Origin of the sequence: Streptomyces sp. NBC_00704, from assembly GCF_036226605.1 — a bacterium.
Classification (GTDB): domain Bacteria; phylum Actinomycetota; class Actinomycetes; order Streptomycetales; family Streptomycetaceae; genus Streptomyces.
Genome location: NZ_CP109000.1, coordinates 5,759,577 through 5,775,628 on the forward strand (window position 1 = coordinate 5,759,577; position 16,052 = coordinate 5,775,628).

Below are 16,052 nucleotides of genomic sequence, written 5' to 3' on the forward strand. Positions count from 1 at the left end.
GACGACACGGTGGCCGGCGACAGGCAAGCGGAGACGACGGTGCCCTCGGAGGCACGGGAGCAGCACGCGCAGCTCGCTGAGCAGATCGAGGAGCACCGCTTCCGGTACTACGTGAAGGACGCTCCGGTCATCAGCGACGCGGAGTTCGACCGGCTCCTGCGCGCCCTGGAGGCGCTGGAGGAGCGGTACGCCGAGCTGCGCACGCCCGACTCGCCGACCCAGAAGGTCGCGGGCGCGTACGAGACGGAGTTCACGGCCGTCCAGCACCGGGAGCGGATGCTCTCGCTGGACAACGCCTTCGACGACCTGGAGCTGGCCGCCTGGGCCGAGCGCGTCCACAAGGACGTCGGATCGCTCAGCCACCACTTCCTGTGCGAGCTGAAGGTCGACGGCCTCGCCGTCAACCTCACCTACGAGAAGGGCCGTCTCACGCGCGCGGCGACCCGCGGCGACGGCCGCACGGGCGAGGACATCACGCCCAACGTGCGCACCATCGCGGACATCCCCGACCGTCTCACGGGTGACGGCGTCCCGTCCCTGGTGGAGATCCGCGGCGAGGTCTACTTCCCGATGGAGAAGTTCGAGGAGCTCAACGCCCGTCTGGTCGAGGCCGGCGACAAGCCCTTCGCCAACCCGCGCAACGCGGCGGCCGGTTCGCTGCGCCAGAAGGACCCCCGCGTCACCGCGTCCCGTCCGCTGCACATGGTCGTGCACGGCATCGGCGCCCTGGAGGGCTACGAGGGGCTCGGCCGGCTCTCCGAGGCCTACGACCTGCTCAAGACGTGGGGCCTGCCCACCTCCCGGCACAACAAGGTCGTCGACGACCTCGACGGCGTACGGGAGTTCATCGCCTACTTCGGCGAGAACCGGCACTCGGTGGAGCACGAGATCGACGGCGTCGTCGTCAAGCTCGACGAGATCCGGCTCCAGGGCCGGCTCGGCTCCACGGCCCGGGCGCCCCGGTGGGCGATCGCCTACAAGTACGCGCCGGAGGAGGTCAACACCAAGCTCGTCGACATCAAGGTGGGCGTCGGCCGCACCGGCCGGGTCACCCCGTACGCCCAGGTCGAGCCGGTGACGGTGGCCGGCTCCGAGGTCGAGTTCGCCACCCTGCACAACAAGGACGTCGTCAAGGCCAAGGGCGTCCTGATCGGCGACACCGTGGTGCTGCGCAAGGCGGGTGACGTGATCCCGGAGATCCTCGGCCCCGTCGTCGACCTGCGCGACGGCGACGAGCGCGAGTTCGTGATGCCGTCCGAGTGCCCCGAGTGCGGTACGGCGCTGCGGCCGATGAAGGAGGGCGACGTCGACCTGCGCTGCCCCAACGCCCGCGGCTGCCCGGCCCAGTTGCGCGAGCGGCTGTTCTACCTGGCGGGCCGCAGGGCCCTGGACATCGAGCACTTCGGGTACGTGGCCGCGGCCGCCCTCACCAAGCCGCTGGAGCCCGCGGAGCCGCCGCTGGCGGACGAGGGCGACCTGTTCGACCTCACCGTCGACCAACTGCTGCCCATCCGGGCGTACGTCCTCGACCAGGACAGCGGACTGCCCAAGCGGGATCCGAAGACCGGCGAGGAGAAGATCGCCACCGTCTTCGCCAACCAGTCGGGCGAGCCCCGCAAGAACGCGCTTGCCATGCTCGACAACATCGCCGCCGCCAAGGACCGCCCGCTGGCGCGCGTCCTCACCGGCCTGTCGATCCGCCACGTCGGACCGGTCGCGGCGGAGGCGCTGGCCCGCGAGTTCCGCTCGATCGAGCGCATCGAGCGGGCCACCGAGGAGGAGCTCGCGGCGACCGACGGCGTCGGCGCGATCATCGCCGCCTCCCTGAAGGAGTGGTTCGCCGAGGAGTGGCACCAGGAGATCCTGCGCAAGTGGAAGGCGGCCGGCGTCCGCATGGAGGAGGAGGGCTCCGCCGGCGACGAGGGGCCGCGCCCCCTCGAAGGGCTCACCGTCGTCGTCACCGGCACCCTCGAACACTTCACGCGGGACGGCGCCAAGGACGCCCTGCAGAGCCGTGGGGCCAAGGTCACCGGTTCGGTCTCGAAGAAGACGTCGTTCGTCGTCGTGGGTGACAGCCCCGGATCGAAGTACGACAAGGCGGTGCAGCTCAAGGTTCCGGTCCTGGACGAGGACGGCTTCACCGTCCTGCTGGAACACGGCCCCGAGGCGGCCTCCGAAGCGGCCCTGCCCGTCGAGGAGTAGCGCCCGGCGGCGGTCGAAGGCCACCCGATCGGCGCATACCAGATGCATACGGGTGGCCGGGGCGCATTCGGGCAACCGTCGACGACCGCTGCCCGTGGAAGCCTTCCGCGGCCTACTGTTGAGGCGTGCGCCCTGCCGTGCCCAGCTGCGGCCGGGGCATCCCTCTGCTCCAGGCGGGCAGAAGGAAGGGTTTTCCCAACGCGGCGCCGCCCGGGATCGCCGGGCAACGGGCCGCGTGGCGTGGGCACCGCCGGCTGTGAGAGGGACGGGAATGGAACCGACCGAGAGCGCCGCCCCGGACGCGACGGTGCGCCGACGCGGGGTCGCCGGCGTCTGGTGGGGGAGCTGGTGGGCGGAGCGCTCCGGAGGGCGTCCCGGCGCGGAGGCGTTCGTACCGCACACCGAGCCGCACTCCACGCTGGACGCGCGCGCCCGGGTCCAGCCGCCTCCCGGTCTGCCCGGCGGCGCCGCGTCCGACCGGCACCTGTCCTGGCCCACACTGCCCGCGGCCGTCGTCGGCGCGGCCGCCTTCGCCCTCGGCGCGGGCTTCTACCGCGCCTTCACCGACGGCCACGCCCTCTTCCCGTGCGGCACGGCCGGCTGGGCGCTGGCCGTCCTCGCCGGCGTCATCGTCGGACACCTGGTCCTGCTCGGCCGCGCCCGCTGGTGGGGCGGCACCGGCTCCGGCGCCGCCCTCACCCTCGCCGTGCTGCTGCTGTACGGCTGGGTGCCCGCCGGGATGGTCAGCCTCACCGTCGTCGTGCTGGTCGGCATAGCCCGGCGCCACCGCTGGCGGCAGGGCGTCCTGCACGGCGCGGTGGACGTCCTCGGCATCGGCGCGGGCGCGCTCCTGCTGGCCGCCTGCGGGCGGATACCGTCCGTGGAGCACCCCTGGGCCCCCGACACCTGGACGCTCTACACCGCCCCGCAGGTCGTCCTGGTGGCCGTCGCCTACCTCGCCGTCACCCGCGTCCTGCTCTGGTACCTGCACGCGCCGCGCGTCGGCGGACTGCCGACCGTCGCCCGCACCGCCCTGGTCAGACAGGGCCTGCTGGCGGTCGCCCTGCTGGGCATCGCCCCCCTGATCTGCGTGGTGGCCCTGGCCAAGCCCGTCCTGCTGCCGCTGTTCGCGATCCCGCTCATCGCCCTCGACTCCACCCTGTGGATAGCGCGCGCCCGCGCCGAGGAGCAACTGCGCGACCCGCTGACCGGACTGCCGAACCGCCAGTGGCTGCTGGAGCGCATCTGGACCGCCCTGGACGACGCCGAGCGCATCGGCGCCCGGGCCGCCCTGATGCTGATCGACCTCGACCGCTTCCGCTCCGTCAACGACACCCTCGGCCATCTCGCCGGGGACCGGCTGCTGCTCCAGATCGCCGACCGGCTGCGCGTCGCCCTCCCGCGCGGGGCCGAGGTCGCGCGGCTCGGCGGGGACGAGTTCGCCGTCTTACTGCCCGTCGCGGACTCCACCACCTCCGCGAGCCGGATCGCCCGCGCCCTGGTCGCCGACCTCGGCTCGCCGCTCGACCTCGACGGCCTCACCCTCGTGCTGGAGGCCAGCGCCGGGGTCGCCGTCTTCCCCGATCACGCGCTCGACGCCGAGGGCCTGCTGCGCCGGGCCGACGTGGCGATGTACCAGGCCAAGCGGGACCGCACCGGGGTCGAGGTGTACGAGTCCAAGCGCGACTCCAACACTCCCGACCGGCTCGGCCTGCTGGGCGACCTGCGGCGCGCCCTGGACGCGCACGAGGTCGAGCTGCACTACCAGCCCAAGGTCCGCTTCGACGGACAGGTGGCGGGCCTGGAGGCCCTGGTTCGCTGGGTGCACCCGGAGCGCGGGAAGGTGCCGCCGGACGAGTTCATAGCGATCGCCGAGTCGTCCGGACTGATGCCCCATCTGACGGAGTACGTGCTGGACACCGCGCTCGCCCAGGTCGCCCGCTGGCGGGCCCAGGGCCTGTTCGTGCCGGTCGCGGTGAACGTCTCGCCCCGCGACGTCCACACGCCCGGGTTCGCCGGGTCCGTCGCCGCGCGCCTGGCCCGGCACGGTGTGCCCGCGGGCGCGCTCCAGCTGGAGATCACCGAGCACGTCCTGCTGGAGGACCCGCAGCGGGCCGCCGACACCCTCAACGCGCTGACCGGCCACGGCGTGAAGATGTCCCTGGACGACTTCGGGACCGGCTACTCCTCCCTGGTCCACCTGCGCCGGCTGCCGGTGAGCGAGCTGAAGATCGACCGCTCCTTCGTGGCCCGGCTGGCCGTGGACGCCGAGGACGCCGAGATCGTGCGCTGCACCCTCGACCTGGCGCATTCCCTGGGGCTGCTGGTGGTCGCCGAGGGCGTCGAGGACGACGAGACCTGGGAGCGTCTGCGCGACCTGGGCTGCGACGCGGTGCAGGGCTGGCTGGTGGCCGCCGCGATGCCCCCGGAGGAGACGACGGCCTGGCTGCGCGCCCGCGGTTCACGCGGCTGGCAGCGCCCGGCGGCGGCGCTGCCCGCGGCGGCCTCCGACGAATGACCCGGCGGGCCGCTCGTCCGCCCGCCGGCACAGCCCCCGCGCCGGCGCCCGGGCCCGCTCCGGCCGCCCCCGGGCGAAACCGCGTCACGGCCACCGCCGCCCGCCCCATAGGATTGGCCCCAAAACCACACTCACTCACCCCACCCCAGAGGAACGCTGCATGCCTGGCATCACGCGCGAGGAGGTCGCCCACCTCGCCCGGCTGGCGCGTCTGGAGCTGAAGCCCGAAGAGCTCGAACACTTCGCGGGACAGCTGGACGACATCATCGGCGCGGTCGCCCGCGTCAGCGAGGTCGCCGACCAAGACGTACCGCCGACCTCGCACCCGCTCCCGCTGACCAACGTCATGCGGGCGGACGAGGTCCGTCCGTCGCTCACCCCCGAGCAGGCGCTCTCCGGCGCCCCGGCCCAGGAGCAGCAGCGTTTCAAGGTGCCGCAGATCCTGGGGGAGGACTAACCGCCATGACGGACAACGTCGCCATCATCAAGCTCACCGCCGCCGAGACCGCCGCGCGGATCGCCTCCGGCGCGCTCACGGCCGTCCAGGTCACCGAGGCGCACCTGGCGCGCATCGAGGCCGTCGACGAGAAGGTGCACGCCTTCCTGCACGTCGACCGCGAGGGCGCCCTCGCGCAGGCCCGCGCCGTCGACGAGAAGCGGGAGCGCGGCGAGAAGCTCGGCCCCCTCGCCGGCGTCCCGCTCGCGCTCAAGGACATCTTCACCACCGAGGGCATCCCGACGACCGTCGGCTCGAAGATCCTCGAAGGCTGGATCCCGCCGTACGACGCCACGCTCACCAAGCGGCTGAAGGCCGCCGACGTGGTCATCCTCGGCAAGACCAACATGGACGAGTTCGCCATGGGGTCCTCCACCGAGAACAGCGCCTACGGCCCGACCGGCAACCCCTGGGACCTCACCAAGATCCCCGGCGGCTCCGGCGGCGGCTCCTCCGCCGCGCTGGCCGCGCACATGGCGCCGCTGGCCATCGGCACCGACACCGGCGGCTCGATCCGCCAGCCGGCCGCCGTCACCGGCACGGTCGGCGTCAAGCCGACGTACGGCGCGGTCTCGCGGTACGGCATGGTCGCCTTCTCGTCCTCCCTCGACCAGGGCGGCCCCTGCGCCCGCACGGTCCTGGACGCGGCGCTGCTGCACGAGGTCATCGCCGGGCACGACCCGCTGGACTCCACGTCGATCGACGCGCCCGTCCCGCCGGTCGTCGAGGCCGCCCGCAACGGCAGCGTCGACGGCATGCGCGTCGGCGTCGTCAAGCAGTTCCGCGGCGAGGGCTACCAGGCCGGCGTCATCCAGCGCTTCGACGAGTCCGTCGCGCTGCTGAAGGAGCTGGGCGCCGAGATCGTCGAGCTGGACTGCCCGTCCTTCGACCTCGCCCTGTCGGCGTACTACCTGATCGCGCCGTCCGAGTGCTCGTCCAACCTGGCCCGCTTCGACGGCCTGCGCTACGGCCTGCGGGTCGGCGACGACGGCACCCGTTCGGCCGAGGACGTCACCTCCCTCACCCGGGAGGCGGGCTTCGGCCCCGAGGTCAAGCGCCGCATCATGCTCGGCACGTACGCCCTGTCGAGCGGCTACTACGACGCCTACTACGGCTCCGCCCAGAAGGTCCGCACGCTCATCACGCGCGACTTCGAGAAGGCGTTCGGGCAGGTCGACGTGATCGTGTCGCCGACGACCCCGACCACCGCCTTCGCGATCGGCGAGCGCGCCGACGACCCGATGGCGATGTACCTGGCCGACCTGTGCACCATCCCGACCAACCTCGCGGGCAACTCGGCCATGTCGCTGCCCTGCGGCCTCGCCCCGGAGGACGGCCTCCCGGTCGGTCTGCAGATCATCGCCCCGGCGCTGAAGGACGACCGGCTGTACAAGGTCGGCGCCGCCGTCGAGGCCGCCTTCGTGGAAAGGTGGGGGCACCCGCTTCTCGAGGAGGCTCCGTCGCTGTGAGCGCACTGAACAAGGCCAAGGGCTTCAAGAAGTCCAAGTCCGGTACGTACCTGTCCATCGCCGGGACCGCGTTCGGCGCGTTCGGCGTCGCCAAGCGGCTCAAGAAGGCCCGTGCCGAGAAGGACACGCTCGTCCTGATCGACGCCACCGTGTCCGCCGTCGCCATCGTCACCGGCCTCGCCATCCTGTACCGCGAGCTGAAGCGGCTGGGCGACGACGACGTCCTGCTGGGCTGAGAGGGAAGTTTCACCGTGACCACCACGACCGACCTGGTGTCGTACGAGGACGCACTCGCGTCGTACGACCCCGTCATGGGCCTCGAGGTCCATGTCGAACTCGGCACCAAGACGAAGATGTTCTGCGGCTGCTCGACCGAGCTGGGCGCCGAGCCGAACTCGCAGACGTGCCCCACCTGCCTCGGCATGCCCGGCGCGCTCCCGGTCGTCAACGCGATCGGCATCGAGTCGGCGATCAAGATCGGTCTCGCGCTGAACTGCGAGATCGCCGAGTGGTGCCGCTTCGCCCGGAAGAACTACTTCTATCCGGACATGCCGAAGAACTTCCAGACCTCCCAGTACGACGAGCCGATCGCCTTCGACGGCTACCTCGACGTGCAGCTGGAGGACGGCGAGACCTTCCGGGTGCAGATCGAGCGCGCCCACATGGAGGAGGACACCGGCAAGTCGCTGCACGTCGGCGGCGCCACCGGCCGTATCCACGGCGCGTCCCACTCGCTGCTGGACTACAACCGGGCCGGCATCCCGCTCATCGAGATCGTCACCAAGCCCATCGAGGGCGCCGGCGAGCGCGCCCCCGAGGTCGCGCGGGCGTACGTCCGTGAGCTGCGCGAGGTCATCAAGGCGCTCGGCGTCTCCGAGGCCCGCATGGAGCAGGGCCAGATGCGCTGCGACGTCAACCTGTCGCTGCGCCCGCACGGCCGGGAGAAGTTCGGCACGCGCTCCGAGACGAAGAACGTGAACTCGCTGCGGTCCGTGGAGCGCGCGGCCCGGTTCGAGATCATGCGGCACGCGGCCGTCCTGAACGGCGGCGGCACGATCATCCAGGAGACCCGCCACTTCCACGAGGACACCGGGTCGACGACCTCGGGCCGCGTGAAGGAGGAGGCGGAGGACTACCGGTACTTCCCGGAGCCCGACCTCGTGCCGGTCGCCCCGTCCCGCGAGTGGGTCGAGGAGATCCGCGCCGGGCTGCCGGAGCTGCCGCTGGCCCGCCGCAACCGCCTCGTCGCCGAGTGGGGCGTCTCCGCCACCGACATGCAGTCGATCCTGAACGCCGGCGCGCTGGACCTGATCGTCGCCACCATCGACGCCGGGGCCGACGCGGCCTCGGCCCGCAAGTGGTGGATGGGCGAACTGGCCCGCAGCGCCAACGAGTCGGGCGTCGCGCTCGACGAGCTGGCCATCACGCCGCGGCAGGTCGCCCGGGTCGCCGAGCTGGTGCTCAAGGGCGACCTGAACGACAAGCTGGCCCGCCAGGTCATCGAGGGCGTCCTCGCGGGCGAGGGCGGCCCGGACGAGGTCGTCGACGAGCGCGGCCTGAAGGTCGTCTCCGACGACTCGGCGCTCGGCACGGCCGTCGACGAGGCCATCGCCGGCAACCCGGGCATCGCCGACAAGATCCGCGGCGGCAAGGTCGCCGCCGCCGGAGCGCTGGTCGGCGCGGTGATGAAGGCCACCCGGGGCCAGGCCGACGCCGCCCGCGTCAAGGAGCTGATCCTGGAGAAGCTGGGCGTCACCGAGGGCTGAGACCCGCGGCGGCGAAGTCGAGAGGGGTGCACCGGTCGCCGGCGCACCCCTCTCCGCCGTCCGCGGCGCGACGCGCTACGCTCGCCCGCCATGAGCGCACGAACCGACTCCGAACCCCACAGCGGCATAGAGGACCCGGACGACGTGCGGGACCCGGACGAGGAGTACGGCGCCGAGGACGCCCGCAAGGCCCGCTGGACGGCGACCGCCACCGGCGCCCTGCTCACCCTCGCCGGACTCGCCGCCTCCCTCATGCGCCTCACCCGCTCCGCCCCGGCCCTCGTCCCGGCGGCCTACGCCCTCGGCGCCGCCGTCTGCGCCGTCGCCGCGTTCCTCGGTTCCCGGGGCCGCACCCGGCGCGCCCTGTGGCTGCTCGTGGCGGGCGTCACCGTCATGGCGTTCGGCGACCAGGCCGACTGACGTCCCCCGACAGCACCGGCGCCCTTGTCCTGTGAGCTGCCTCCCACTCCTGTGAAAAGCCACACGAACGCGACAAACGATCTCGTGTGCCTGCGAGAGTGACCACGTATCGCTCATACGTTCTTTGCGGGCTGTTTCCCGGTCAAAGATCCACAATTCACCTCCGGGAGCACGTCAGTGGCAGCCCTCGCACGTTGGTGTGTCCGCAACCGCCTGCTCGTGGTGCTGCTCTGGCTGCTCGCCCTCGGCGGCACGGCCACCGCCGCCGTCGTCGCCGGCTCCGCGTACTCCGACGACTACGAGGTCCCCGGCACCGAGTCCGGCCGCGCCGCCCTTCTGCTCACCGAGGCCTTCCCGCACCTCGGCGGCGACAGCGACACCGTCGTCTGGCACACGGCGGCGGGCGCCGTCCGCGCCGCCGACGTCGAACAGACCATGACCCGGACCCTGGACGAGATCGCCGAGCTGCCCGGCGTCGCCTCCGTGGCCGGCCCCTACGACGAGCAGGGCGCCGGACAGATCAGCGAGGACGGACGCACGGCCTACGCCACCGTCGTCTTCGCGGACCGCGCCGAGGACGTCGGCCGGGACGAGGCGCGGGCCGTCGTCGACACCGCGCGGGCCGCCCGCGGCGACGGCCTCCAGGTCGAACTGGGCGGCGCCGCGATCGCCCGCACCGAGTCCTCCGGCGGCCATCTCGCCGAGATCGTCGGCGTGGCCGTCGCCGCCGTGGTGCTGTTCCTCGCCTTCGGCTCGCTCGCCGCGTCCGCGCTGCCCATCGCCACCGCCCTGGTCGGCGTGGGCACCGCCTACGCCGGGATCTCCCTGCTCGGACACGCCATGACGGTCGCCGACTTCGCGCCCATGCTCGGCCTGCTCGTCGGGCTCGGCGTCGGCATCGACTACGCCCTGTTCATCGTCACCCGGCACCGGCGCGGACTGAAACGCGGACTGCCGGTCGCCGAGGCCGCCGCGAACGCCGTCGCCACCACCGGACGCGCCGTGGTCTTCGCGGGCGCCACCGTGTGCCTGGCCCTGCTCGGCATGCTCACCCTGCGCCTGAGCTTCCTCAACGGCGTGGCGGTCGCCGCCTCGCTGACCGTCGTCCTCACCGTCGCCGCCTCCGTGACGCTGCTGCCCGCCCTGCTGTCGTTCCTCGGCATGCGCGCCCTCAGCCGCCGCGAACGGCGCCGCCTCGCCGACCACGGGCCCCGGCCCGAACTGCCGACCGGGCTCGCCGCCCGCTGGTCGGCGTTCGTGGAGCGCCACCCCCGGCTGCTCGGCGCGCTGGCCCTCGTCGTCGTCACGGTCCTCGCCCTGCCCACCCTCTCCCTGCGCCTGGGCAGCTCCGACCAGGGCAACGGGCCGCGGTCGGCCACCACCCGCCAGGCCTACGACCTCCTCGCCGACGGCTTCGGACCCGGCGTGAACGGCCCGCTGACCCTCGTGACCCGCGTCCACGGCGCCGAGGACCGGCTCGCCCTGGACAACCTCGGCACGGCCCTGCGCGCCGTCGACGGCGTCGCGTCCGTGACGCCGGTGACCTTCGACTCCGCCGGCCGCGCCGCCCACCTCACCGTCGTGCCGCGGTCCTCGCCGCAGTCGCCGCGCACCAGCGACCTCGTCCACCGGCTGCGCACCGAGGTGCTACCCCGCGCGCGGGCCGGCACCTCCCTCGACGTGCACGTCGGCGGGGTGACGGCCGGCTACGACGACTTCGCCGCCGTCATCGTCGGCAAACTGCCCCTGTTCGTGGGCGTCGTCGTCGCCCTGGGCGCGCTGCTGCTCCTGCTCGCGTTCCGCTCCGTCGGCATACCGCTCAAGGCCGCCGTGATGAACGTGGCCGCCGTCGCCGCCGCGTTCGGAGTCGTCGTCGCGATCTTCCAGTGGGGCTGGGGGAGCGAACCGCTGGGCCTCGGCCGGGCAGGCCCGATCGAGCCCTTCCTCCCCGTGATCATGGTGTCGGTGCTGTTCGGCCTTTCCATGGACTACCAGGTCTTCCTGGTCAGCCGGATGTACGAGGAGTGGCTGGAGACCGGCGACAACCGGCGCGCCGTCCGCGTCGGCCTCGCCGAGACCAGCCGGGTCATCAACTCCGCCGCCGTCATCATGATCTCGGTGTTCCTGGCCTTCGTCCTCAGCGGCGACCGGGTGATCGCCATGTTCGGCATCGGCCTCGCCGCCGCCGTCGCCCTCGACGCCTTCGTGCTGCGCACGCTGCTGGTGCCCGCGCTGATGCACCTGCTCGGCGGCGCCAACTGGTGGCTGCCGCGCGGGCTCGACCGGCGGCTGCCGAGGATCAGCATCGAGGCTCCCGAGTGCCGCGCCGCCCATGAGAGGCTCGCGCAGGCTGTGGACGCAGCCCACGTACCGGAGAAGGAGCCGCGAGCCGATGTACGCGACATCGCTGGGTGACGACGGAGCCGAACTGCGCCCCCTGGAGCCCTGGCACGCCGAGGAGTTCCTCGCCCACCTCGAACGCGGCCGCGAGTTCATCAACCGCTACGTCCCCTTCGGCTCGAAGGCCACCGACGCGGCCGGGGCGCGCGAGGTGCTCCAGCGCTACGCCGACATGCGGGCCGCCGACACCGGCTCGCTGCACGGCCTGTGGCTGGACGGCCGGCTCGTGGGCGGCGTGCTCTTCCTGAACTTCGACGCCGAGGCCGGCAACTGCGAGGTCGGGTGCTGGCTGGAGCCCGCCGGCACCGGCCGCGGACTGGTCACCCGGGCCGTCCGGGTGCTGATCGACTTCGCGGTCGAGCAGCGCGGCATCCAGCGCGTGGAATGGGTCGCCTCCGCCGGCAACACGCCCAGCCTGGACGTCGCCCGCCGGCTCGGCATGACCCGGGACGGCGTGCGCCGGCAGGCGTACCCCTATCGTGGGGTGCGGCACGACCTGGAGGTGTGGTCCGTGCTGGCCCAGGAGTGGCGCGACGCACGCGCGCGTACCGCTCACGACGATCATTAAGAGACCTCTCAGAGAGCGTCCGTACGGTGCGAGGTATGGGAACCAAGACTGCTGACGAGACCGGCCCCGAGACCGCCGGGACCACGACCGACGACGAGAAGGCCGCCGTCGTGGGCGCCACGGGCGAGGTGACCGAGGAGGCCCCGCACTCCGGGGAGGGCGCCGGCGAACCCGCCGCCGTGGACGAACTCGCCGCCGGGAACGAGGCCGCCGTCACGGACGGCTCCGCCGGCGTCGGCCAGGGCGCGGGCGCCGTCGTCTCCGCCGTGCTCGGCTTCGTCTCGCTCACCGGCAGCTGGATCGGCACCCTCGCCGGGGCCCGCCAGACCCTCGTCGGCCAGTTGCAGACGTCCGCCTCCTCCGGCACGACCGTCGCCAAGCAGCTGGAGGCGATCTACGGCGACGCCTGGCAGGCCACCGCCCTGTGGGCCGGCCTCTTCGCCCTGGCCGCGCTGGTCACCGGCGTCGTCGTGCTGGCGCGCCCCGCCTTCAGCAGCCCGGCCCGTCCGCAGGCGGCCTGGATCAAGTCGGTCTCCTGGGCCGGCGTCGTCCTCGGCGTCGTCGGCCTGCTGCTGGCCGTCCTGAAGTACACCGACGCCCTGCTCGGCCTGCCCTCCGGCGGCTGAGTCCGCGCACGTCACGAGGGGCCTCAGACCCGCCGTAAGCACCTTACGGCCGGCCTGAGGCCCCTCCGGCGCGTCTAAGGCCCCCGCCCGCCGCCGAAGATGCGGCACTCTCCCGATGTGGCGCACCCCCCTGGCAGACGACAGTGAAGGCATCGCAGCAAGCGAAGCCCGACACCGACCTCTCAGGGGACACACCATGTACGAGCTCGAACTCCACCAGGCCCGCTCCACCGAACTGCGCCGCCGGGCCGCCGAGGAGCGACTGGCCCACGAGGCCGTCCGCGGCGCCCGCGCCGCCCGCCGCGAAGCCACCGCACGCGCCGCCGAGCGCTCCGAGGGCGAAGCCGAGAGCGAACCGCATACCCGCCGCCCGCGCCGGTTCGGCTTCCCCCGGCCGGCGTGAGCACCGCCACCGGGCGGGGCGGCCGCACGGGGGTCGGCCGCCCCGCGGACGAGGGCCCGGCGATATCCGCTGGGCCCTCGTCGTCTGCGCGTGCCATGCTCGCCCCCGTGGAGACCAGGTCAGTCAGCCCCGTCTTCGTCGGCCGCGCCGACGAACTGGACACCCTGAACGAGGCGCTCACCCGCGCCGCGACGGGAGAACCGCAGGCGCTGCTCATCGGCGGCGAGGCCGGCGTCGGAAAGACCCGGCTGGTCGAGGAGTTCGCCACGGCCGCCGGCCGCCGGGGGGCCGTCGTCGCCCTCGGCGGCTGCGTCGAGATCGGCGCCGACGGACTGCCCTTCGCCCCGTTCTCCACCGCCCTGCGCGCCCTGCGCCGCACCCTGCCGGACGAACTGGCCGCCTGCGCCGCCGGCCAGGAGGAGGAACTCGCCCGGCTCCTGCCGGAGTTGGGGCCGAACCGGACCGGACGCCACGACGAGGAGGGCATGGCCCGCCTCTTCGAACTCACCGCCCGCGTCCTGGAACGCGTCGCCGCGAAGCACACCGTCGTCCTCGTCCTGGAGGACCTGCACTGGGCCGACGCCTCCACCCGCCACCTCCTGTCCTACCTGCTGCGCACCCTGCGCACCGGCCGCCTCGTCGTCCTCGCCACCTACCGCGCCGACGACATCCACCGCCGCCACCCGCTGCGCCCCCTGCTCGCCGAACTCGACCGGCTGCGCACCGTCCGCCGCCTGGAACTGGCCCGCCTCACCCGCGACGAGGTCTGCCGCCAGATCGCCGGCATCCTCGCCCGCGAACCCGACCCCGCCCAGGTCGACGACATCTTCGAACGCTCCGACGGCAACGCCTTCTTCGTCGAGGAACTCGCCGTCGCCGCCCACGAGGGCTGCCGCACCGGCCTCACCGACTCCCTGCGCGACCTGCTCCTCGTCCGCGTCGAGGCGCTGCCCGAGAGCGCCCAGCACGTCGCCCGGATCGTGGCCGAGGGCGGCTCCACCGTCGAGTACCGGCTGCTCGACGCCGTCGCCCGGCTCGCCGAGGACGACCTCATCGACGCGCTGCGCGCCGCCGTCAACGCCAACCTCCTGCTCGCCACCCCCGACGGCGACGGCTACCGCTTCCGCCACTCCCTGGTCCGCGAGGCCGTCAGCGACGACCTCCTGCCCGGCGAGCGCGCCCGCCTCAACCGCCGCTACGCCGAAGCCCTCCAGGCCGACCCGGCACTCGTCCCCGCCGACGAGCGCGTCATGCGGCTGGCCAGCTACTGGTACCACGCCCACGACCCGGCCAAGGCCCTGCCCGCCGTCCTCGACGCCTCCGTCGAGGCCCGCTCCCGGCGCGCCTACAGCGAACAACTGCGGCTTCTGGAACGGGCGATGGAACTGTGGGAGTCCGCCCCGCAGGAGGTGCGGGCCGCGCTGCGCGCCGTCGACCACACCGAGGCCTACCCCCGCCCACTGCCCGAGAGGTGTGGAGGGACCCCCGGCGGCCGCGACCCCGCCGCCACCCCGCTGCGCTATCTCGACCTCATGGCCGAGGCCGCCGTCGCGGGCCGCTACTGCGGGGAGCGCGAACGCGCCCTGAAGATCGCCAAGCGGGCGCTGCGGCTGCTGGAGGACGAGGACGACCCCCTGCGCGCCGCCTGGTTCTGGATGCAGCGCTCCCGGCTCGCGCGCGCCCTCGGCCGCGGCAGCGGCCGCGAGGAACTGGCCACCGCTCAGGAGCTGTTGGGCGGGCTGCCGCCCAGCGCGGTGCACGCCGAGGTGCTCGCCCACCTGGCCCACTGGTCCACGATCCACGCCCCCGGCCCCGAGGCCTACCAGGCGGCCGAGCGCGCCGTGGAGTACGCCCGCATGATCGGCTCCCGCGAGACCGAGCTGGACGCCCGCCAGATCCTGGGCGTCCTCAAGGTCCACGCCGGCCACATCGAGGCCGGACTCGCGGAGCTGCACGAGGTCAGGGAGCGGGCCCTCGCCGAGGACGCCCCCGCCGTCGCCCTCAACGCCTACGTCAACCTGCCCTCCGAACTGGAGGCGGTCGGCCGCTCGCGCGAGGCCGTCCCGATGCTGGAGAAGGGCCTCGACTTCGCGCGGCGGCACGGACCGCCCGACACCGAGGCCTGGGTGTGGGGCAACCTCGCCGAATCCCTCTTCTCCCTGGGCCGCTGGGACGAGGCGGACCGCGCGTGCGCCGCCGCCGGCCGGGTCGGCCAGGGCGTGGCGGTCCGCGGGGTGCACGCCATCCTCCGCGCCGAACTCGCCCTCGCGCGCGGCGACCTCGCCGAGGCCGCGCGCCGGCTCGACGCGGGGCGCGACTACTTCGGCTCCCAGGAGCGCGCCCCGCAGCACCACCTGCCCCTCACCCGCCTCGTCGTCCAACTGGCCGCGGCCCGGGGCCGCCCGCTGGACGCCCGCGCCCACGTCGTCCCCGTCCTCGACCGCGGCTTCCCGCCCGGCACCCAGCGCGACGCCTGGCCCCTGCTGCTCGCCGCCGCGGCCGCCGAGGGCGACGCCCGCGCGCTGCCCGCCGCCGACGCCGGCCGCGACGGCCTCCTGGCCCGGATCCGCGACGCCGCCAAGAAGCTCGTCACGATCGCGCCGGTCTGGCAGGCCCACGAACACTGGGTGCGCGCCGAGGTCCTGCGCGCCGAGGGCGGCGCCGGCCCCGACGACTGGTGCGAGGCCGTCACCGCCTTCGAACGCCTGGAACGCCCCTACGACCTCGCCCGCACCCGGCTCCGGCTGGCCGAGGCCCTGCTCTCCACCGGCGACGCCGCCGAACGCGACCGGGCCGCCGAGCTGCTGCGCCTCGTCCACGCGGTCGCCGCCCACCTCGACGCCCGTCCCCTCGCCGACGCCGCCGCCCTGCTCGGCCGGCGCGCCCGCCTGGGCCCGGCGCCCGTCGCGGACCGCGCCGCCGCCCCGGCCGCTCCCGTCGACCCGCTGACGGCCCTCGGCCTGACCAGCCGGGAACGGGACGTCCTGCGGCTGGTGTCCGAGGGCCGCACCAACCGCCAGATCGCCGAGGAGCTGTTCATCTCGCCGAAGACGGCGAGCGTCCACGTCTCGAACATCTTGTCCAAGCTCGACGTCTCGGGCCGGGGCGAGGCGGCGGCGCTGGCCCACCGGCAGGGGCTGTTCCCGCCGAACGCCGAAGACCGGGTGGCCGCGCGATAATGGGC

12 protein-coding genes are annotated in these 16,052 nt (G+C 73.6%); all 12 read left to right on the forward strand.

Going from position 1 to position 16,052, the window contains the following annotated elements; genetic code table 11:
- Positions 1-9 precede the first annotated feature (9 nt).
- Positions 10-2,202: an NAD-dependent DNA ligase LigA gene (gene ligA, locus OG802_RS25155; RefSeq protein WP_329413873.1), complete on the forward strand. Its 2,193-nt coding sequence runs from the start codon at positions 10-12 to the stop codon at positions 2,200-2,202.
- 271 nt (positions 2,203-2,473) lie between these two features.
- Positions 2,474-4,720 (forward strand): putative bifunctional diguanylate cyclase/phosphodiesterase, encoded by a 2,247-nt coding sequence (locus OG802_RS25160; RefSeq protein WP_329413876.1) that lies wholly within the window; start codon positions 2,474-2,476, stop codon positions 4,718-4,720.
- A 160-nt stretch (positions 4,721-4,880) separates the two neighbouring features.
- Entirely contained in the window at positions 4,881-5,177 is a 297-nt protein-coding gene (gatC, locus tag OG802_RS25165) for an Asp-tRNA(Asn)/Glu-tRNA(Gln) amidotransferase subunit GatC (protein ID WP_007384860.1), read from the forward strand.
- 5 nt (positions 5,178-5,182) lie between these two features.
- On the forward strand, positions 5,183-6,685 hold the full coding sequence (gene gatA, locus OG802_RS25170) for an Asp-tRNA(Asn)/Glu-tRNA(Gln) amidotransferase subunit GatA (RefSeq protein ID WP_329413878.1): 1,503 nt from the start codon (positions 5,183-5,185) through the stop codon (positions 6,683-6,685).
- Complete coding sequence (locus tag OG802_RS25175) at positions 6,682-6,921, forward strand: hypothetical protein (RefSeq protein WP_020131415.1); 240 nt, start codon at positions 6,682-6,684, stop codon at positions 6,919-6,921. The genes gatA and OG802_RS25175 overlap by 4 nt, the downstream gene beginning before the upstream one ends.
- A gap of 15 nt (positions 6,922-6,936) precedes the next feature.
- Complete coding sequence (gene gatB / locus OG802_RS25180; RefSeq protein ID WP_329413880.1) at positions 6,937-8,451, forward strand: Asp-tRNA(Asn)/Glu-tRNA(Gln) amidotransferase subunit GatB; 1,515 nt, start codon at positions 6,937-6,939, stop codon at positions 8,449-8,451.
- Positions 8,452-8,541: 90 nt separating this feature from the next.
- Positions 8,542-8,871 carry a hypothetical protein gene (locus OG802_RS25185; protein ID WP_329413882.1) on the forward strand — a complete coding sequence of 110 codons (330 nt, stop codon included), beginning with the start codon at positions 8,542-8,544 and terminating at the stop codon, positions 8,869-8,871.
- Between the two features lie 177 nt (positions 8,872-9,048).
- Positions 9,049-11,286: an MMPL family transporter gene (locus tag OG802_RS25190; protein WP_329413885.1), complete on the forward strand. Its 2,238-nt coding sequence runs from the start codon at positions 9,049-9,051 to the stop codon at positions 11,284-11,286.
- Entirely contained in the window at positions 11,264-11,839 is a 576-nt protein-coding gene (locus OG802_RS25195; RefSeq protein ID WP_329413887.1) for a GNAT family N-acetyltransferase, read from the forward strand. The genes OG802_RS25190 and OG802_RS25195 overlap by 23 nt, the downstream gene beginning before the upstream one ends.
- 35 nt (positions 11,840-11,874) lie before the next feature.
- A complete protein-coding gene (locus tag OG802_RS25200) occupies positions 11,875-12,465 on the forward strand; it encodes a hypothetical protein (RefSeq protein ID WP_329413889.1) in 591 nt (196 codons plus the stop codon).
- 196 nt (positions 12,466-12,661) lie between these two features.
- Entirely contained in the window at positions 12,662-12,868 is a 207-nt protein-coding gene (locus tag OG802_RS25205) for a hypothetical protein (protein ID WP_329413893.1), read from the forward strand.
- A 95-nt stretch (positions 12,869-12,963) separates the two neighbouring features.
- Positions 12,964-16,047: a helix-turn-helix transcriptional regulator gene (locus tag OG802_RS25210; RefSeq protein ID WP_329413896.1), complete on the forward strand. Its 3,084-nt coding sequence runs from the start codon at positions 12,964-12,966 to the stop codon at positions 16,045-16,047.
- Positions 16,048-16,052 lie beyond the last annotated feature (5 nt).